This window comes from Bradyrhizobium sp. CCGB20 (assembly GCF_024199855.1).
Lineage (GTDB): Bacteria > Pseudomonadota > Alphaproteobacteria > Rhizobiales > Xanthobacteraceae > Bradyrhizobium.
On sequence record NZ_JANADN010000001.1, the window covers coordinates 6,992,663 to 7,010,513 of the forward strand.

The 17,851-nt window shown below is 59.3% G+C and carries 17 protein-coding genes; 12 read left to right on the forward strand and 5 right to left on the reverse strand.

Going from position 1 to position 17,851, the window contains the following annotated elements:
* Nucleotides 1-46 precede the first annotated feature (46 nt).
* From NLM15_RS32700 to ligD, 5 genes are all read left to right on the forward strand, one after another.
* Entirely contained in the window at nucleotides 47-358 is a 312-nt protein-coding gene (locus NLM15_RS32700) for a hypothetical protein (RefSeq protein ID WP_254121873.1), read from the forward strand.
* Nucleotides 358-921 (forward strand): MOSC domain-containing protein, encoded by a 564-nt coding sequence (locus tag NLM15_RS32705; protein WP_254121874.1) that lies wholly within the window; start codon nucleotides 358-360, stop codon nucleotides 919-921. Before NLM15_RS32700 ends, NLM15_RS32705 begins: the two co-directional genes overlap by 1 nt.
* A gap of 46 nt (nucleotides 922-967) precedes the next feature.
* Nucleotides 968-1,228 (forward strand): hypothetical protein, encoded by a 261-nt coding sequence (locus NLM15_RS32710; protein ID WP_254121876.1) that lies wholly within the window; start codon nucleotides 968-970, stop codon nucleotides 1,226-1,228.
* A 37-nt stretch (nucleotides 1,229-1,265) separates the two neighbouring features.
* Complete coding sequence (locus NLM15_RS32715) at nucleotides 1,266-2,669, forward strand: TAXI family TRAP transporter solute-binding subunit (protein ID WP_254121878.1); 1,404 nt, start codon at nucleotides 1,266-1,268, stop codon at nucleotides 2,667-2,669.
* Between the two features lie 108 nt (nucleotides 2,670-2,777).
* Nucleotides 2,778-3,725 carry a non-homologous end-joining DNA ligase gene (gene ligD, locus NLM15_RS32720; RefSeq protein WP_254121880.1) on the forward strand — a complete coding sequence of 316 codons (948 nt, stop codon included), beginning with the start codon at nucleotides 2,778-2,780 and terminating at the stop codon, nucleotides 3,723-3,725.
* Between the two features lie 31 nt (nucleotides 3,726-3,756).
* Here ligD and NLM15_RS32725 read toward each other — a convergent pair whose 3' ends face one another.
* Nucleotides 3,757-4,581 (reverse strand): ribonuclease HII, encoded by an 825-nt coding sequence (locus tag NLM15_RS32725; protein ID WP_254121882.1) that lies wholly within the window; start codon nucleotides 4,579-4,581, stop codon nucleotides 3,757-3,759.
* A 254-nt stretch (nucleotides 4,582-4,835) separates the two neighbouring features.
* On the opposite strand from NLM15_RS32725, the gene NLM15_RS32730 reads away from it, so the two are divergent.
* Nucleotides 4,836-5,939, forward strand: coding sequence for a DNA topoisomerase IB (locus tag NLM15_RS32730; RefSeq protein ID WP_254121884.1), 1,104 nt, complete (start codon nucleotides 4,836-4,838; stop codon nucleotides 5,937-5,939).
* 1,853 nt (nucleotides 5,940-7,792) lie between these two features.
* Here NLM15_RS32730 and NLM15_RS32740 read toward each other — a convergent pair.
* Nucleotides 7,793-9,352, reverse strand: coding sequence for a hypothetical protein (locus NLM15_RS32740; protein WP_254121888.1), 1,560 nt, complete (start codon nucleotides 9,350-9,352; stop codon nucleotides 7,793-7,795).
* A 718-nt stretch (nucleotides 9,353-10,070) separates the two neighbouring features.
* On the opposite strand from NLM15_RS32740, the gene NLM15_RS32745 reads away from it, so the two are divergent.
* The gene (locus NLM15_RS32745) at nucleotides 10,071-10,373 is read left to right on the forward strand and encodes a hypothetical protein (protein ID WP_254121890.1); all 303 of its coding nucleotides are present in this window, start codon (nucleotides 10,071-10,073) and stop codon (nucleotides 10,371-10,373) included.
* A gap of 28 nt (nucleotides 10,374-10,401) precedes the next feature.
* On the opposite strand, the gene NLM15_RS32750 is transcribed toward NLM15_RS32745, so the two are convergent.
* Complete coding sequence (locus tag NLM15_RS32750; protein WP_254124540.1) at nucleotides 10,402-10,584, reverse strand: cold-shock protein; 183 nt, start codon at nucleotides 10,582-10,584, stop codon at nucleotides 10,402-10,404.
* Between the two features lie 255 nt (nucleotides 10,585-10,839).
* On the opposite strand from NLM15_RS32750, the gene NLM15_RS32755 reads away from it, so the two are divergent.
* Nucleotides 10,840-11,046, forward strand: coding sequence for a hypothetical protein (locus NLM15_RS32755; protein ID WP_254121891.1), 207 nt, complete (start codon nucleotides 10,840-10,842; stop codon nucleotides 11,044-11,046).
* Between the two features lie 1,212 nt (nucleotides 11,047-12,258).
* Here NLM15_RS32755 and NLM15_RS32760 read toward each other — a convergent pair.
* Nucleotides 12,259-12,468 (reverse strand): hypothetical protein, encoded by a 210-nt coding sequence (locus tag NLM15_RS32760; RefSeq protein ID WP_254121893.1) that lies wholly within the window; start codon nucleotides 12,466-12,468, stop codon nucleotides 12,259-12,261.
* A gap of 142 nt (nucleotides 12,469-12,610) precedes the next feature.
* On the opposite strand from NLM15_RS32760, the gene NLM15_RS32765 reads away from it, so the two are divergent.
* From NLM15_RS32765 to NLM15_RS32775, 3 genes are all read left to right on the forward strand, one after another.
* Nucleotides 12,611-13,534 carry an arginase family protein gene (locus NLM15_RS32765; protein ID WP_254121894.1) on the forward strand — a complete coding sequence of 308 codons (924 nt, stop codon included), beginning with the start codon at nucleotides 12,611-12,613 and terminating at the stop codon, nucleotides 13,532-13,534.
* Between the two features lie 794 nt (nucleotides 13,535-14,328).
* The gene (locus NLM15_RS32770; RefSeq protein ID WP_254121896.1) at nucleotides 14,329-14,532 is read left to right on the forward strand and encodes a hypothetical protein; all 204 of its coding nucleotides are present in this window, start codon (nucleotides 14,329-14,331) and stop codon (nucleotides 14,530-14,532) included.
* Nucleotides 14,533-15,045: 513 nt separating this feature from the next.
* The gene (locus NLM15_RS32775; protein WP_254121898.1) at nucleotides 15,046-15,249 is read left to right on the forward strand and encodes a hypothetical protein; all 204 of its coding nucleotides are present in this window, start codon (nucleotides 15,046-15,048) and stop codon (nucleotides 15,247-15,249) included.
* Between the two features lie 158 nt (nucleotides 15,250-15,407).
* Here NLM15_RS32775 and NLM15_RS32780 read toward each other — a convergent pair whose 3' ends face one another.
* Nucleotides 15,408-15,629, reverse strand: coding sequence for a hypothetical protein (locus NLM15_RS32780; protein WP_254121900.1), 222 nt, complete (start codon nucleotides 15,627-15,629; stop codon nucleotides 15,408-15,410).
* A 529-nt stretch (nucleotides 15,630-16,158) separates the two neighbouring features.
* Here NLM15_RS32780 and NLM15_RS32785 point away from each other — a divergent pair.
* Nucleotides 16,159-17,130 (forward strand): DUF418 domain-containing protein, encoded by a 972-nt coding sequence (locus NLM15_RS32785; RefSeq protein WP_254121902.1) that lies wholly within the window; start codon nucleotides 16,159-16,161, stop codon nucleotides 17,128-17,130.
* Nucleotides 17,131-17,851: the final 721 nt, after the last annotated feature.

Genomic DNA, 17,851 nt, shown 5'->3' on the forward strand with positions numbered 1-17,851 from the left:
TTACTTCCGCGCCTACGCTGTTAGAGCCCTTTGCAGGGCCCGATCGATGCCGCAGGGCAAGATGAAACATCTCCAGCTTATGGCCGGACGGATCTATAATCTCCTCAAGAAAGAGGCCGCTTATGGCCCGAACACGCAGCACCTCGAGGACTTCCGGGCAGCGCAGAAACTCGATCGATCTTTCGGCGATCGGCCCGATGACGCCTCGACAAAGTCGCTTTGCGCCGGCGACTACGCGAAGCATGGGACGGTAGGCTCGTTGAGTGGCCTCCGACGCTCGCACCGTGCAAAGGCCTCCTGCGGAAACGCAATGACGCTTGCGGAGATCACGCGCTACTTCCGCCACAAGCGGCGCTGATGCCGCAGGGGCACGATCGCTCGCTCGGGGGAAGGGTGGTTGCGGTCGCCGCCGATCGCGGGCACCGTTTCAGCAAACCGACGAAGGACCGCATAGTTCTGGTGGAAGGCAATGGCGTCGAAGGCGACGCCCACGCCGGCCCTTTCGTCCGGCACCGCTATCTAGCCCGCCGCAGACCCCGCCTGCCCAATCGCCGGCAGGTCCACCTGATCCCATCGGAACTCTTCGCAACGCTACTTAAAGCTGGCTTTGAGGTCAGTGCCGGCGACCTCGGCGAGAACATCACCACTGCCGGCCTGGACCTCGAGCGCTTGCCGCTCGGGTGCCTGATCGAACTCGGGCCGACGGCGATCATAGAGCTGACCGGGCTCCGGACGCCCTGCGTCCTCATCGACCGCTACCGAGCTGGCCTCAAACGGCACGTGCTCTCGTCGGCGGAAACGGGCCGTCCGTTCAAGTCCGGGGTGCTGGGCGTGGTCCGGGCCGGCGGGACGGTTGCGGCTGGCGATATCGCGCGAGTTCGGCTTCCGTCCTCGCCATTTCGCGCCCTCCCGGCTCTGTAGAAGGCCCAATATCTCGACGGCCCGCCCCAGATTATCCCGAGGCTTCATGAGCCGGCCCGATCTGATGATCTTCTTGGCGATCAGTTCGCTGAACGGGTGGCCTTCCACGATCCGTGATGCTGCCGTCCTCGACGACTTCTGGCATCGATCCAAAGCGGTTGGTGATCACTGGCCTGCCGCAGCCATCGCCTTGATCATGACGACACCGATTCCGTCCTCGCCGTATGCGCGCCATCCCAACGTCCTCTCATGCGACGGAACATTCAGGTCCGGCGCTGGTTCGCCAAGTTCCCGGCTGCGCGCTTGAGCTCCCAAGAAGACGCTTGTTCACGGAGAGTCCGCTGATGCCACCATCCAACGCGGTCAGAAGCGCTCCTGATCGGCGCCAACGAAGGCTTCTAATCGTATTGGCGATGGGATTCGTAGCCTTCGGCGCTGCGGCGGCCGCCCTCTTCTACGTGCTGCAGCCCGAGACACTCCGGATCGCCGTCGGCCCCTCAGGCAGCGAAGATCACCACGTGGTCGAGGCGATGGCCGAGGCCTTCGAGGAGGAAAGCAGGACGGTCAGGATCTTGCCGATCACGACCGCAGGAGCGGCCGAATCCCTGGCCCTCATGGGCGCCGGCAAAGCCGACTTGGCGGTCGGCCGGGGCGATCTTGCCATGCCGTCCGACGCGCAGACGCTCGCCGTCCTACGTAAGAATTACGTCGTCCTGTGGTCGCCCTCCGGTCGACAGGGCAAGGACATCAAGAAAAAGGCAGGGGCCAAGATCGCAGAGATGGCCGATCTGTCGGGGCGTAAGGTCGGCATCATCGGAAGGACCGGCGCCAACGTCGCACTCCTGCGGACAATTCTAGAGGGCTCCGGCGTGCAGCCTGACAAGGTTTCCACGGCTCAATTCGGGACCGAAGAGATCGAAAAGCTTGCGCAAGACACCACGCTGGACGCGTATCTCGCCGTCGGGCCCCTCGACAGCAAGATCACGGCCGCGGCCATCGCCGCGACGTCCCGATCGCGCGGATCGCCGAAGTTTATTCCAGTCGAAACGTCCGAAGCCATCTCACTGAGGCATCCGCGCTACGAAGCCGAGGAAATCCCCGGCAGCGTCTTCAACGCAAATCCGGCTTGGCCGGAGGACAAGGTCGACACCATCAGCGTCAACCATCTCATCCTGGGCAAAAAAGAGCTGTCAGAAGCCAAGGCCGCGGCGTTCTACCGGCAGCTTTTCGCCGTCCGGGACACGATCACGCAACGTGTCGCCGGCGCCGCGCACATCACGAAGCCGGAGACGGAGAAAGAGGCAGAGCCTTCCGTGCACCGGGGCGCTGCGGCGGTCATCAACGGGACCGAGCGAACGTTTCTGGACAAGTACAGCGACTACTTCTGGTTCGCCCTGCTTCTGCTTTCCGGCATCGGTTCGGCAGCCGCCTGGCTGCGTCGCTACCTGAACCGGGACGAGCGAGACGACAACGCCAGCAACCGCAACCGCATTCTCAAACTGGTCTCGGGCATTGGGGAAGCCCGGTCAGAAGAGGATCTGCTGACATCGCAACGCGAGGTCGACGCGATCATCGCCGAGACGCTCAAGTGCTACGATGATGGAGCAATCGAACAGGAGGACATGGCCGCATTCGGTTTGGTGCTCGAGCTCTTCGATCATGCCGCCGCCGAGAGGCGAGCCGCGCTGCAGAGCGGTTCGAGCTCTTCGCTTCCCTTCTCGAAGTCGCCTCGAGGTGGCGTCGGGTGACGGGCGCCAACAGCCGGCGATGCGGTTTCGGGCTCGGCCTTTCCTTGTCCGACGGAACTCACGATGCATCCTACACGTACTTGCCCACTGTTGTCCCGTCGTCCGGCCATGACCCGAAAATCCACGCTGCCTCATCGCCTGCAGCCCATGCTGGCCACGCTGACCGATTCACCGTTTGACGATCCCAATTGGGTCTTCGAGGACAAATTCGACGGTTTTCGTATGGTCGCGGAAATCCGCGGGAGCAGGGTCGCGCTCTATAGCCGCAACGGCAAAATCATCAGCCACTCCTATGTCGAGGTCGCGAAAGCACTTGAGGGCGTGATGGCCGACGCCGTGATCGATGGCGAGCTCGTCGCGATCGGGAAGGACGGCGTATCCCATTTCCAGTTGCTTCAAAACGCCCTGCGCCACGAGGCTAAGCTTTTGTACTGCGCGTTCGACCTCATGTTCGCAGACGGCGAGGACCTGCGTGCGCTGCCGCTCCTCGAGCGCAAGAAGCGGCTCAAGGCCATCCTGCCGCGCCACAAGCTGATCGCGTTCAGCAACCACCGCAAAGGCAGCGGCACAAAGTTCTTCGCAGAAGCAGAGCGGAGACATCTCGAAGGCATCATGGCCAAGCGTGCCGACAGCCCGTACGCGTCCGGGCGCCGGACCGCCGACTGGCTGAAGGTGAAGACCGCGCAGCGGCAGGAGCTAGTTATCGTCGGCTTCACGGCGCCGAGGCGAACCCGACCCTTCTTCGGAGCCCTCGTGCTGGCGGTACGCGAGGACGATGCGTGGCGGTACATCGGCCACGTAGGCACCGGCTTCAGCCACCAAGTTCTCGAAGAGCTTCACGGCAAGCTCGTGAGGCTCAAGACAGCCAAATCGCCCTTTCCTGCCAGGGTGAAGGATGAGCAGGTCACTACCTGGGTGCGTCCTTCGTTGGTCGCTGAAGTGAAGTTCGCGGAGTGGACCAGCAAGGGCGAGCTGCGTCAGCCGGTCTATCTCGGCCTGCGGTCCGACAAAAAGGCCAAGGATATCGTTCGCGAAAAGAGTCGGTCGCGAAAATAATTTCGCCGAGACGAAGCGTACGACCTGGAGTTCAGCAGGTTTCGCGCTCGGATGCTGAAGGCCACGGCGGCAGGGGCGGCAACCCGAGAGCCTTGCGTATAGGTCCGAACGACCGCCGGTGAGCTGCGCATGCGCCGAGCCTCGCGAGCGCCTCATAATGAGCCGGCACCGAGTAGCCCTTGTGATCCGCGAAGCCGTAGCCGGGGTGGCGCAAATCGAGCGTCCGCATGACGGCGTCGCGCTCGACTTTCGCGAGGATGGAGGCGGCGGCGATGCTGGCGGACTTGGCGTCGCCTTTAATGATGGCCTGCTGAGGGATGTCGATTTCCTTCAAGCGCTTCGCATCGATCAGCAAGTGCTGCGGCGTCAACCCTAGTCCCTGGACCGCACGCTGCATAGCCTGGATGCCTGCCCAATAGATGTTGATCGCGTCGATCTCCTCGACCTCGACGAACGCCACACACCAACTCTCTGCCTTTTCCTTGATCTCCTTCGCGAGTTCTTCGCGAGCTGCGGCGTCGAGTTTCTTCGAGTCGTCGATTCCGACTATCCGCGTGCCCGGTTTGAGAATCACGGCGCCAGCGGAGACGGGCCCGGCTAGAGGGCTCATCCCGGCCTCGTCCACGCCTGCCACTGCATGATGGCCGCTTTCCCAGAGAGATGTTTCGAAGCGGAGCATCTTGCGGAGACGCTGCCCTTCGGACCTATTTCCGAAACGCCGTTTGTCGATTGAAGCCAGGATGGCACGGGCTCCCGCGCGGCTGTCGGCCCGCAAGATCTCCTCGATGCTGGCCTCGAGCGGTCTTTTCTCGACGACATAGCGCTGACGCAATAGATCGAGTGAATACCGGGACATAGCGGCCTTGGTGGGGTCTGACTCTGGGGAGCGTGTCGATGAACTTTGTGGCAATTGTCTGAAGTTAAGCCATGCCCCCTCCTCGACTGCGCAGCGCTTGTCGAAAGGAACCACCGGCTCCCACCTGTGGTCCGGATGGTCTTCGCTGCATCTACACATCGCGTCCGCCGCCCCCAGAACGGAACCAACAGGTGCCTTCGTTCCTTTAGAGGGAGTGGGGCCTCAATCTCAAAGTGCTTCCGAGGGACAGGCCCATGCTCCGACAGACCGGCAACGAAGAACAGGTTCTAGACCGCACCGCCGAAGTGGCGGCCACCATCGCGGAAGAAGGGCTTCGGTACGTCAGCGACTCCGCCCCCGGCTACACGCGCAAGCGGACCGGGACCACCTTCAGTTACTACGACAAGGACGGAAAGCGCATCACCGACTCCGGCGTCATCCGGCGCATCAAGTCAATCGGCATCCCGCCGGCCTACGAATCCGTGTGGATCTGCCCCTCAGCCAACGGCCACATCCAGGCGACCGGGCTCGATGCGCGGGGCCGCAAGCAGTATCGCTACCACGCGAAATGGCGCGAGCTGCGCGACCAAAACAAGTACGAGCACATCATCCAGTTCGCAGTCGCGCTGCCCGCGCTACGCGACCGTGTCGCCGCCGACATGAAGGCGGACGGACTACCTCGCGAGAAGGTGCTGGCCACGATCGTCAGTCTTCTGGAGAAGACGCTAATCCGGGTCGGCAACGCCGAGTATGCCGAAACAAACAAGTCCTATGGGCTCACCACCATGCGCCGCAAGCATGTTGCGGTTGGCCGCGGCGTACTTCGGTTCGACTTCACGGGCAAGTCAGGCAAACAATGGAAGCTTCGCGTCGAGGACAAGCGGATAGCCGCGATCGTGAAGCGCTGCGCGGAGATCCCGGGACAAGAGCTCTTCAAATACCTCGACGACGACGGACAGCCCCGCACCGTCGATTCCGGCGACGTCAACGCCTACATCAAGGACATCACGGGCAAGGACTTCAGCGCCAAGGATTTCCGGACTTGGGCAGGGACGGTTCTGGCGGCGTTGGCGCTGGCCGAATTCAAGAAGTACGACAGCCAGGCCGAGGCCAAGCGCAACGTCGTGGCCGCGATCGAGAGCGTCTCGAAGCAGCTCGGCAATACGCCGGCCATCTGCCGCAAGTGCTACGTGCACCCGGAAGTCCTGAACGCCTACATGTCAGGTGACCTCGTGAAGATGATTGAAGCCAAAATCGCGCAGAAGTTCAAGCGCCAGTACGCCAAGCTCACTTCCGACGAGATTATGGTGCTGGCATTTCTTCGCAAGCGTCTCGATTTTCTGATTGCCCCCACCTAAGCCGTGGCTTCGGCGTCCTGATCGCCGACAGCCTTGCCGAACGAAGCCGGTCCCGCCCCTCGCACTAACCATGTGAAAAACTTCGGAACATCGCACAACGTGCGCAGTTTCAGGTTTTTGCAACAGGGTTGAGTGCTTGAGGCCAGGAAGTGCATATACCGCTTTCGCCTCGTCGACAGCGGCCTGCTGGGCTGGCTCGAACGCGGCGGGGTTTCCGTAAGAATACCCGCGCGCGAAGTTCGAGCATTGCCGTGAGAGGGCACACATGGCACGGCATGTCATTCCAACCCCTCCCGGCCGCCGATCCAATTGGGGATTTGAGCGCCGGGAGTGCTAGGCCCGCCAGCGCTCGAAGCTTCGCAGGAAACTCAACTGAGGCCGCCGGCTGAGGCTGTCTACCTCTGTTCGGTCCTCGCGAGGAACGCGAGTCTATCTAGTTGGCCGGCCAAACCCACAAAAGTTCGGGCGATATTTCTCATGACGGCGGCGCGATCCTTGGAAATGCCGCTCGCGCCAGAAAGTCTCTTGTAGCGGTCAGCATGTTCTCGGCACTCAGCAATGTCGATCACTTGCTCAGCCTTCCTGTTGCCCGCGCAGGACGGGGGATCGCCTTTCCCCACTGCCTTCCCTTTTCCCATGTTGGGCTCCTCAAATCAGGTTCGGACACTGAGTTAGATACGGACAGCGCCGGCTTGAGTTTCGAGAAGGAACCGCACGGAGGGCGTCTATGTGAACACCGCCCAACAGGTCGGCGACGTCGATCACTTCAAGGTCTTTGCCACGGCTGACGCCGCTCAGGCCTGGTTCGAGCAGATCCTAATGGCGACGCCGCCGAATACGATGTGATCAAGTGATGGAGCGGATAATCAGCGCCACGTTGTTGGTGGGTTCAGGGCCTTGCGACCCGCCGCTTTCAACGCGTCGGTTGAGAGCTGTCCATGTGCAGCGGCATCGAGGAGCTTCGAAGCAACGTACGCTCTGGCGCCCGTCTCGCTCACAGGAATATTTTCGCAAACTTCCTCAAGGACGGCCCTAAGGAGCGAAGTCGTTTCCGCACTGAACATGCACTAACCTCGAAAAAGAGAGGACATGAACACTGCGCGAGCGGAATATGTTCGCTCGGCAGCGTTTGTAATGCATTCCCATCTGGGCGCTGAAATCCCAGCCCCTCAACGCTGGCACACGCTCATCAAAGTTTTGTGACAGAGGCCGCCAGCGTGAAACCGGCGCCCCTCCTATCAGGTCCGAGCCATCGCCCGCCTTGAGTATTTACGATAACCTCTAGGCCCCGGCTCATCCCCCATTTGAGCTGGGGTCCTTTTCTTGCGGGACAAGGGATTAGGGGAAACGACAAGGGCGGGCAAATATTTGAGTCGTCGCTGGCTCGCCGCCAGAGCTGGCGGAGCGGCCCCGGCCAAAGTGTGGAATCTCAACAAGTCGTCCTTCGGGAGGCCAAGGCGGCTGATGGGTGGTTTGGCCTGTAGGCTACCCGCGGAAATCGGCATAGCTAGATAAGTAGCGCCGGTGGCCGAAAAGCGCCACAGCGCTTTAGTCGTGATCGGCAGCCTGCGTTCGGTTCACCCTTGGAACCAGACTCCGCAATGGCCCCTGCGCGGTTCAGCTAAGGGCCAAATCCGGACTGATGCGCGTACTAGTGACCGTATCATGAAGACATTGCCCGATCCACGCCCTTCAGAAGCCCCCGAAGTGGTAGTGCCTCCAGCTACGAGAGGGGCCACATAGAGGTTGGACCTTCAAGCGTTGAAGAAGGTCGCAAGTAGCCAAATCACGGTAATACCGATGCCCATTAGGGTGGCCTGTTAGATGAAGCCATGGTGATGAAGAGGGCGCTCTCAAACAAACAAAAAGTCATTCGCCATCATCAAGCCCGTGAAGTTTGCAAGCGTGACTTGATCAGCTCCAGCCATGATAATGGTGCTAGTTCCGCTTTGGGTGATGACAAGATCATCAAACGACTGCACGCCCGCAATATCAATGAAAGCTATCTTATCATCCTGACATTGGCTGAAATCCTGGATGACATTATTGGTTCCTACGGTCATTGAACCGTCGTCCTTGAATACAAACGTATCGGCACCTCCATGAGCATTGCCGCTCAGTTCACCATCTCCCCACATCTCATTGCTAACGGTGCAACCTTGCCCAGCCGTCCCCGCGTATAGGACATCGCTGCCGCCCTTCGCACGACCTGAAATTTGCGCCGCATCGCCCCATAAGAAATTGTCGACCCGGCCGCTATCAACGGCGTGGCCCCCGAGGATAAGATCATCACCTCCTTGGGTCGCCCCGCCCATGCTCTGTGCGTCGCCATAGAGCTGGTTTACAACATCAGTTGACGAGCTGTCGCCGCCGCTAAGACTATCGTTACCTCCGCTGGCAGCGTCGAGCATCGTAACAGCATCGCCGACGGCGAAGTTGTTGCTCCCCTGTAACGTCGCAAGGTCATCGCCGCCTTGCGCATGGCCGGACATTGCGGCGCCGGCGTCCCCGTAAAAAGACACTGCGGAGCCGCCCGCGTTTATGAAAGTATCGTTGCCGCCCTTGGCAGAGCCGGAGACGTCGCCCCCAGCATCGCCGTAGAAGGTCTTTGACATTATCGCCCCACCTGAGCCGGTAAAAGTGTCGTCGCCTCCTTCAGCATGGCCGGAAATGTTGCCTCCTGCATCACCGTAGAACACCTGCGTTGCGAACAAGGCCCCGTTGAAGGTGTCATTGCCACCTTTGCTGTGGCCGGTCATGTCACCGCCGGCATCTCCGTAGAACGTGTTGCCTGAGTCCGTTCTGGCTGTGAATGTGTCATCGCCGCCCTGGGCGTGGCCGGACATGTTGCTCCCGGTGTCCCCAAAAAAGATATTTGCAGCCTGCCTGGAGCCCTGGAAGCTGTCATTGCCACCCTTGCTGTGGCCAGACATGTCGCCGCCCGCATCGCCGTAAAAGGTGTGGGTGCCGCCCTGTACCGTCTGAGTTATAAAAGTATCGTCGCCGCCCTGAGCATGACCCGACATGGCGCCGCCGGCATCGCCGAAAAACGTGTTGATTTGCTGTCTGCCAGTCCCACTCAAGAACGTGTCGTTGCCGCCCTTACTGTGGTCCGACATGTCCGCGCCAGCGTCCCCGTATGCGGTGACACCACCCAATGGGAGTCCGTTGAACGTGTCATCCCCGCCCTGCGCAAAATCGAAAATGCTGCCAACCACGTCGCCATAAAATGTGTAATTGGAAAGTCCGATTTCATCGAAGGTGTCGTTCCCTCCCTTCGAAAAGTCAAACATGCTACCACCAGCATCACCGAATAGGGTCGGTGCGTCAGGGTTGCCTATCAGGTTGTCGTCGGTGCCAAATTGACGATTGACTAGGTCACCCGGAGTAAGCGGAACAGGCTGCCTGCGCATTGGAAATCCTCCTCGGCTGCACGCAACACAATCTTAGGATGTTTTTCCGGCCGCCAACCAAACTATAAGTGGGTATATCTTTCGGCCACACGTCCTGGAGATCGTGCGGGTGCAGCAGGAAACGAAAGTGGACGTTGCGCCATTTGGGTAGGCTCTGGCGTCACCGGTCAGGGACATGACAATGCCCTCGATCAGTTTGGTCCGTCTCACGCCAGGGGCAGCCGGCACGTACGCCAAAGTCGTCAAGCACCAAGTAAATGTCGCGGTCCGGCGATCGGCCAGCACGATCGAGGGCGACGAACGCATACGTTCATTCGATACTATCGATGGCGAAATGGCGACCGGCGTCGCGACCTATTGCTAGAGCTGCTTCTGCGGCTTTCACTGAGAAACTCAACACGGAATGGGGCACGCGATTATTTTCCGAAGTTTGTCCGGTTTTGCAGGTTCAGAGGGCGACCCACTTGGCCGTGCTTCCGGCACGGGGGTGGCCCGTTTTTATTGCGGATCGCTTTTCCATTCGGCGCCTGGGATGGCACTCGGTGCCACGACTGATTTGAGCACGATTGTCGAGCCACGTAATGAACCATTGCGGCGGCCCTTCGGGCGGTCTCTTTGCATGAGGTGCGGTGCGAAATTGATTTTTTGCTGGCTTTTCCCGCACGAAGAGTCCAGACTCGCTGACATTGAGAACTGAATTTTTTTCAAGGATATTGCGATGGGAAAGCCTACCGTTTCCCGTGATGCCTTTCGGGGTTTTTTCGCTTTCTATGCGGCGAAGGCTCATCACGACCACAAATCCGATGGCGAACATTGCCTTCTGAAGCTCTTCGGATCTGCGGATATTCCCGATAGTTTACTGCTGCAGTGGTCGGACAGAGTTGAACTGCTCGGCTCCGAAACCGTTGGCCGCTTAATAGAGCCGCGCGCCCGTCAAATCACCGATGGCAACGCGCGATACGACCATGCCAGCGACTTTCTCCACGCACTCCTGAGAGATCTCGGTCGAAAAACGCAGTGAGCAAAACGGCATATTGTCGGGGTAGCCGTCAGACGCGCAGATTTTCCGCGCTGCTCTTGCCGCGCTTGCGGTCAAGTTGGACCTCATAAGAGACCTTCTGCCCCTCGGCCAGGCCCGATAAGCCGGCGCGCTCCACTGCGCTGATATGAACGAAAACATCCTGGCCGCCGTCATCCGGCTGGATGAAACCAAATCCCGATGAGTGAGTGATGACAGGCGATGACTACGAGACTTGTGAAGCAGTTCACAGATCGGGACAGCAAAGCGCACTACGGTGAACGACAACGAAGGGCGTCGTCCTTTTCTGTCGTCTAAGTCCGTCAGAATTAGATGGGGCGCGGCAGCCGGATATGTCGGCTTCGCGAAGTTAGTCCGCGCCAGCGACGTCGTGGAATGACGCCTCGGGATTGCCTCACCCCACAAGCAAAAAAGTGGAACGGTTGGTATTCGCCGCAGGAAGACGACGATGATTGACGACCATTTGGCGTGTGCACATCGCAACAATATCCAACGTTATCGCCTCTTATTACAAACCACCCTGACAGAATTCGAGCGTCAGTTTGTCGAAAGGCGCTTGAGCGAAGAGCAATCGAGGCTGGAGATGCTCGTCCGGTCGGACTCAAACGAAGTGCACCGCGACCAGTCAACTGGCCCAGATAACCGCCTCGGCTAGGTCACAGGACGCGTTCCCTCGGCGGCCGCTCGTATCGGGCACTCCGCATGAACTCCGTCGTTGCTGCGCCCGGCGTCCTTGGAGGAGTCACGCGCCGTCCGGTAAGCGGCGCGTGGGCTTGGATCGCGTCTAGTGCTGAAGCGGCTCCTAAGCCGCCGGCTCGGTCAAGGCAGCAAGGCGGAGATCGGCCGCGTTTGCAACCTTGGGGAAAACTCACCATTGGTCAGCGGGGCTGCATTTTTCGAATCGACGCTGCGTGCACGCTCCTTGATGGTTAGGAGTTTAGGGTGCAGAGGTGAGCCAGTTCTTGTCCGTGCTGATGCTTCTAACGACCGTGTTGCTCACGGTCTGTTTTGGAGTGGCGGCTTGGCGCATCTCCGATGAGAAGGGGGTAGAAATCGCCGGCCAAATCCCACACCAGTCCTACCGCTCGAGGCCGACGACACAATAGGAACGTTTTTGCCGCGAAAGAGTCCGATGGCGACAATCCGCGCTTCGAGCGATGGACAAAACGATTGCCAAGGCGATCTCAGTATTCATCGTCGTCTTCGGCGTCGGGATCCTTGTGGTCGGCATTGGCTCGAGCTCGCCCGCCTTATGGACTTGTGTTGCCATCACTCTCATCGCGATTGGGCTCGTAAGTGCTTTCGGCGACTGCTAATGATAAGTCCACATTGTAGGGACCAGGACTTGGAACAAAGCTCATGGCCTCGATTGCCGTTCCATGAAATGGATCTTCGTCACGCAACCGCCGCCCGCGCGCTCTTGCGTTGACGGTCCGTCTTTTAGCCTGAAACGAATTTGCCGTGCCTTTAAAGAACCCTGACGCCATCGCTTCCGTCGTATCGGCCCTCAGGCTCGTCTACGGGGACGGAGCCGCGCGGACCATGCTCCTGGAGGGTATGAGCCTTGCCACGCTGAAGGACACGATGTTCTCCGCGCCGATAGCACATCGCGATGCCGTTCGATACATTGCGAACGCCTTAGACGACTTCGCAATCGCACCAGAACTTGGCCCGGTCTGGCACCTTCGCTATCTATACGACGACCAGCCCGGCTCATTTCGCGTCATTGATATGGAAATAGCCACACCGGCCGGTACGCTATCCAGCAACGACCTTTGGCTTCGGCTACCCGTCTAACTACCTTCCAACCTCGGTACGTGACCCGATCGTTAGCGAGGGTCCGTGCGTTGCCCTTGTCCCCGTCCGCTTAGCCGACCGGCCCCGGAAGCGTTTGTAGTCCCGCCTCAATGGCCGCAATGTCCCGCTCGATTTGAGCGATCGACGACCGGAAATCGAAGCCTGTTCTGGCCGTGAGGTCGATCACTAGGTTCCGGCGGTGCATCCTTAAGCCCTCGAGAGACTGGTGGTCCTTGAGCCTGGCGTAGCCGTCCACAATCAATTCAATCGCACTCGACATCACCCTACCCCACAATCAAATTGTCATTTGAAATAGTGTCTCCGGACGATATCGGCCGCGAGCACGAGCCCTACGGCGCGATCGGAACCCGGTCGAGCGACCCAGGTTGAAAGGAACGGGTAGACACTCCCGGAGACTTGTAATGCACACCGACAGGGCGACTTTTCTGGGCGTTGAGGCTTGTGACTTGACCACCACCCTGCCTGCAGCCGATGTCATCTTGTTCGGCGCTTCCGATGCCACCCCGTACGTTGTAGGTCAGACCAGCCATGCCGCCAAAGCGCCGGACTTCATTCGTCGCGCTCTGAGTCATTATGAGAGCGATCTCACCCGCTGGGACTTCGATCAAGAAGCGGAGCTGCTCGCTCCAACCAAATTGAGGGTGCTGGATGGTGGAAACTTGGTGACAGATCCCACGACGCCTGAGAGCAACCGCGATGTCATCAGAACCACCACGCAAGCAGTCCTTTCGGCCGGCGCGATTCCGATCTTGCTAGGCGGGGATGACTCGGTTCCGATACCCTTCTTCGAAGCATTCCGCAAAAGCAAAGGGCTGACGATCTTGCAGATTGATGCCCATCTTGATTGGCGCGATCAGCGAAACGGATCGGGGTATACATTCTCGAGCACAATGCGACGAGCCAGCGAATTGCCCTGGGTCAGACGCATCGTGCAGGTTGGTTTACGCGGCATTGGCGGCTCCGGTCGTACCGAGTATGACTATGCAAAGGCGTGGGGCGCGAAGATCGTCACCGCGAGAGATCTTCGGCTTCACGGGATCGCGAGCGTTCTTGAAGAGATAGAGGACGATAGCGAGTGCTTGATTACCATTGATTGCGACGGTCTCGACCCATCAGTCATCCCAGGCGTGCTTATACCGCAGCCGGGCGGACTGTCCTATTTTGAGGTTGTCGATCTCATGCGGGGTGTCGCGTCGAAGTGCAGAATCGTTGGGCTGGACATCGTTGAGTTCGTCCCCGAGCGCGACGTGCAAAATCTAGGGGCGATTGCTGTCTCGCGGATTCTCTGCAATGGGCTAGGTTGCATTCGAAAACGAGCCGTATAGCCGCTACTTCTGCCGCCATGCGCAGTTGCAACTGCCGGAAAGCCTGAAGGGTGAGGTGCCGTAATCTGCCTCTGCGAATGTCCTAATTAGGACAGCCCCCTGCGAAAGAGTCGCATATCGAACAGACCGTTGCGAACCTCTCAGGCAAACTGACCTAATCCGGGATTTTGCCAAACTCTCCCCGGGGCTGGAACGACGTCGCCCGCCCATTTTCGGGCGGGCGACATTGTGTGATTGCGATTAGAGGACAGGATTATGCCTAAGGAAAATTGCTTGATCGTTCGTGCTGCCGGACGACAATTGGACCTGCTACGCGGTGAAGCTTCCCGCATCGCAAAAGGAGCTAAAGCCGATTGGTGGATTGATCGCGCAGAGGTCGGAGCGCGCTTTTGCTTCGAAGCTGCTGAGGCGAAAGAGTCATTCGCGCTCGCTTGCGATAGCTTCGGAATTCCGTGCCGAGACGGTTGATCTACCTCGCCGCCCCTTGTCAATGGCCGCCAATTGAGGCGGCCTTACCCTCTTGGAAATCTAGGGGCACCGATTCACATTTGTTATAGAAGGAATTTGTTAACCGGGACAAAGTGGCAAAACCGGGCTGGCTAAGGATTTCATTTCGGAATTATTGAAACCCGGAAGCGCGAGGGGGGCCGCTGTGTAGGACAGCGGCCCCTTGCTGTCCCTACTTGACCCCAAGCGTCCTGGTTCGCAATATCCTAATTAACCTGGGTTAATGCAACCGTGTGCCGCCAATCCTAAAATACCGCTGTATCGACATTCGACATGGTGCACGAGCCATGACCAAGCGGCGACGCAGACTCAAACAAACCGACAGCCTCGAAGAACGTCTTTCGGCAGAGGCCGAACGTTTGCGGGAGCAGGCCAAGCGCCTCAAGCCTGGGATGGATCGCGAGGTCTTACTGCGCAAGGCTCGGCAGTACGAGACTAGCTTTCACATGAGCGAGTGGCTGCGTTCACCTGGACTGCAGCCGCCGAAGTAAAGCCATGATCCAAGACCCTCAGGTCGAGACCTACTCGTTCCAAGCGCGGGTTTGCCTTGGCATCGCCGCCATTGGCTTCGTAATCTTCGTCGCCGGGTTGCTTATGAGCGTCTTCTAGTAAAGCCGGTGTCGTTGGCGGCCTCTTTCAGCCGGATGCGCTGACTTTTCCGAGTGCCTGTTGAACAGTACCCGATTTGAAGACGTGCACGGTGGAACCGCGCATTGTCGACTGGATTGTGTGTGCGGTGACTGCCTCTGTCCCACAAGGCAACGCCTGTCCGGAGCCCCAGCATCATCAAGCCCCCCGGCCCGATGCTGGGGCCCACAGACGGATGTCCAGGCGGACGCGCATAATTCATCTTCAAAATTTGCTTCGGGATCTGGGAGCCAGGAACCTGCGGAAAACCATCGCGTTTCTTCGTCGCCAACGTCACGATTGGCAGCATTGACTGGTCCCGGCGGAAGACTTCTCCCCATGCGGTCCGCTGGGGCCACTTCTTCAGGGAGGAATGCATGAGCGGCAAGCGACGTCGTTTCAAGCAAACCGTGAGCCTGGAAGAGAGGCTTGCGGTGGGAGCAAGATTGCTGCGTGAGCGAGCTATGACTTTACCACCCGGTCCCGACCGGGAAGCCTTGTTGAGGAAGGCAAAGGAGATCGAGATGACGGGCAACGTTTCGCATTGGCTGAGCTCGCATCCGCTGTCGTCTTTAGAGTAATCTGAAGCGGTCGGTTCACAGAGCTGACACTCAGACCAATGCGGAGCCGCGCCGCCTACGAGCAGACCCTTGGAATGCTTCCGGAGATGTGCCCGCGATCTTGGAGCCGCAGCCGCCCTCAGCGAGGCGAGATTCCCGACGCACATGCCGCCGCCGCCTTAGCGTTTTTTCTTTGTCTTGTTTTTCTTCTCGACCCGTACGCCTTTGAATTTTTTGGCAGCTGTCTTCGCCGATTTCGGCTTCTTCACAGCCATGAACTCGCCGGACGACCGGTCGCGCTTGGTGTAGCCGGTAACGCCGCCAATGGTTGTTTTGGTCTGCGAGCGCTTCTTCACGGCGCCCTTGCGGGCATTGTCGCCGGTCGGTTTATTGACTGCCATGCTTCCTCCGCTGGTTGCCTCTCAGCTTAAAGAGCGCAAGCGCACAAGCAGTTCCAACCGCAAGAACTAATCTAGCCAATTCAAATTGAATCCCGGCTGTTGCGTGGAGTTGCGTATGCGTCAATCCGGCTGGCCCCCCTCAATCGTCCCGGCTAATGCCCCACGGTGTATCTCGTGGCAGATGATTTCGGGCGCGCAGGTAGCGCCTGGCGCGAAACCGACATGGAGGCGGCGGATCTCGAGACCGTCATTCAGGATCTGCTCGCTGGCGAGTATAGACGGCCGATCAGGGTTATCGCGTTCAACACGTCGGAGCGCTGGTCAGAAGACGTCTCCGAGGACGTTGCGCGCGAGATCCAGCACCGGTGCATCTGCAACTCACCGACATTCCTTCACACCTGCAGGAATTCGTCGATCGCTACGGACACCCGTCAATACAGCCTGCGCTTGGTCTGGCCGTGGCATTCCAGCGAAAAAGCCCGAAGCCCTGGGCATCAAGGCGTCCTTCCCCGGCTTAATCGAACCGGCCTTGGCATCTTCGATCGACCGTGTGCCGTCCGGCGAACGCTGGATTCACGAGATCAAATTCGACCGCTACCGCGTCCAGCTGCATCTAGTTAACGAAGCCATCACCGTATTCACCCGCCGTGGGCACGACTGGACCAAGCACTTCAAGAAGATCGCCAACGACGCCTGGCACATCAAGGCGAGCCCGGCCATCATCGATGGCGAAATCGTTGTGCCCGCCGCGGACGGTACAACCGGTTACCCGGTACTCATCAAGGAGCTGCGGGGCAACTTGAACAAGATCGTCTTCGTTGCGTTCGATCTCCTCTATCTCAACGGAATGGACCTCCGGAAAATCCCCTTGCTCGAGCGCAAGAGCGCGCCGAAGAACATCGTCGCCGGCAGCGACGTCCAGTTTAGCGAAAGCTTCGAGATCGACGGTCGCGCGATGTTCACGCACGCCTGCAAAATTGGGCTCGAAGGCGTGGTCTCAAAAGTGCGCGACAGCATCTACGCCAGCGCGCGCGGCAACAACTGGGTCAAAAAGACATGCGCCCAACGAGAGACTTTCACGATTGCCGGCTTCGCACTCGATGACGGAAAATGGGACGGTATATATCTGGCCTGGCGGAAGGGTAACGAACTGACCTATGCCGGCAAGGTTGATCACGGCTTTGACAAAACATCGGAAGCCGAACTCCGCACTAGGTTGCAGCCGCTGGTACGAAAGACACAACCTCATAGCAAACGCATCGCCCACAATGGCATTTGGTTGGATTTTCTATGCGGCTTGGGCCTGTTCGGGCACTTCGGCGCGGCCGAGGCGCTGGCCATCGGGCTTGCCGTGTACGTCTGCCAGGTATTCTTCAGCGCTGGGTGGCTGAGGCACTATCGATATGGTCTGGTCGAACGGTTGTGGCGAACGCTCATGTACGGCACGCAGCAGCCGATGTCTTTGAAAGGACCCGCTCGCGCGGAATACCGCCTCGCCTAGTCGGCGATGAAAGAGGCCCCAATTGAGGCGGTCTACTAGAAGACGCTCATAAGCAACCCAGCGAGGAAGATTACGGAGCCGACGGCGGCGATGCCAAGGTAAACCCGCGCTTGGAACGAGTAGGTCTCGACCTGAGGGTCTTGGACCATGACCTTACTTCGGCGGCTGCAATCCGGGTGAACACAGCCACTCGCTCATGCGAGACGAGCCAGGAACACTGTAGCTTTTGCCAAGTTTTCCCGATGCCCTCAAGCTCGTGAGGGCAAACTTGGAGGCCCCGGCTCATTGCCCCCCTTTGGGCTGGGGCCTTTTTTAGTCAAGCCTAGTTGACCAACCTGTTGGGCTAGGCGTTATCCCTCCCTCGAAATCCAGCGGCTGATCTGAAACCCCGCTCTTCCCTAGTCTTGGGCATGACCGCCCTCACCCGCCGCCGCAGCGAGGATTCGCACTAGGAGACTTGGCACATCTATTTCAAAGACGTCCACGTCGGCACCATTGGCACGCGCGCCGGCGTACCGACCACCGGCGATCAGTGGGGCTGGCGCGTCGGCTTATATCCCGGCCTTCACCCGGGCCAGCACAGCGATGGAACGGCCGAGACTTTCGAACTCGCTCGGGCCGCCTTCGACGCTGCTTGGACCGACTTGCTCCCGACCGTTCCGGATGACGCCTTTGCCAAGTGGCGCCACGATCGCGATTGGCGCGCCGATATGGCGGCCAG

What these genes read in the sequence shown, in the direction of transcription:
- NLM15_RS32700 (WP_254121873.1), top strand. Translation starts at nt 47, where the DNA reads ATGCCGCAGGGCAAGATGAAACATCTCCAGCTTATGGCCGGACGGATC.
- NLM15_RS32705 (WP_254121874.1), top strand. Translation starts at nt 358, where the DNA reads ATGCCGCAGGGGCACGATCGCTCGCTCGGGGGAAGGGTGGTTGCGGTC.
- NLM15_RS32710 (WP_254121876.1), top strand. Translation starts at nt 968, where the DNA reads ATGAGCCGGCCCGATCTGATGATCTTCTTGGCGATCAGTTCGCTGAAC.
- NLM15_RS32715 (WP_254121878.1), top strand. Translation starts at nt 1,266, where the DNA reads ATGCCACCATCCAACGCGGTCAGAAGCGCTCCTGATCGGCGCCAACGA.
- ligD (WP_254121880.1), top strand. Translation starts at nt 2,778, where the DNA reads ATGACCCGAAAATCCACGCTGCCTCATCGCCTGCAGCCCATGCTGGCC.
- NLM15_RS32725 (WP_254121882.1), bottom strand. Translation starts at nt 4,581, where the DNA reads ATGTCCCGGTATTCACTCGATCTATTGCGTCAGCGCTATGTCGTCGAG.
- NLM15_RS32730 (WP_254121884.1), top strand. Translation starts at nt 4,836, where the DNA reads ATGCTCCGACAGACCGGCAACGAAGAACAGGTTCTAGACCGCACCGCC.
- NLM15_RS32740 (WP_254121888.1), bottom strand. Translation starts at nt 9,352, where the DNA reads ATGCGCAGGCAGCCTGTTCCGCTTACTCCGGGTGACCTAGTCAATCGT.
- NLM15_RS32745 (WP_254121890.1), top strand. Translation starts at nt 10,071, where the DNA reads ATGGGAAAGCCTACCGTTTCCCGTGATGCCTTTCGGGGTTTTTTCGCT.
- NLM15_RS32755 (WP_254121891.1), top strand. Translation starts at nt 10,840, where the DNA reads ATGATTGACGACCATTTGGCGTGTGCACATCGCAACAATATCCAACGT.
- NLM15_RS32760 (WP_254121893.1), bottom strand. Translation starts at nt 12,468, where the DNA reads ATGTCGAGTGCGATTGAATTGATTGTGGACGGCTACGCCAGGCTCAAG.
- NLM15_RS32765 (WP_254121894.1), top strand. Translation starts at nt 12,611, where the DNA reads ATGCACACCGACAGGGCGACTTTTCTGGGCGTTGAGGCTTGTGACTTG.
- NLM15_RS32770 (WP_254121896.1), top strand. Translation starts at nt 14,329, where the DNA reads ATGACCAAGCGGCGACGCAGACTCAAACAAACCGACAGCCTCGAAGAA.
- NLM15_RS32775 (WP_254121898.1), top strand. Translation starts at nt 15,046, where the DNA reads ATGAGCGGCAAGCGACGTCGTTTCAAGCAAACCGTGAGCCTGGAAGAG.
- NLM15_RS32780 (WP_254121900.1), bottom strand. Translation starts at nt 15,629, where the DNA reads ATGGCAGTCAATAAACCGACCGGCGACAATGCCCGCAAGGGCGCCGTG.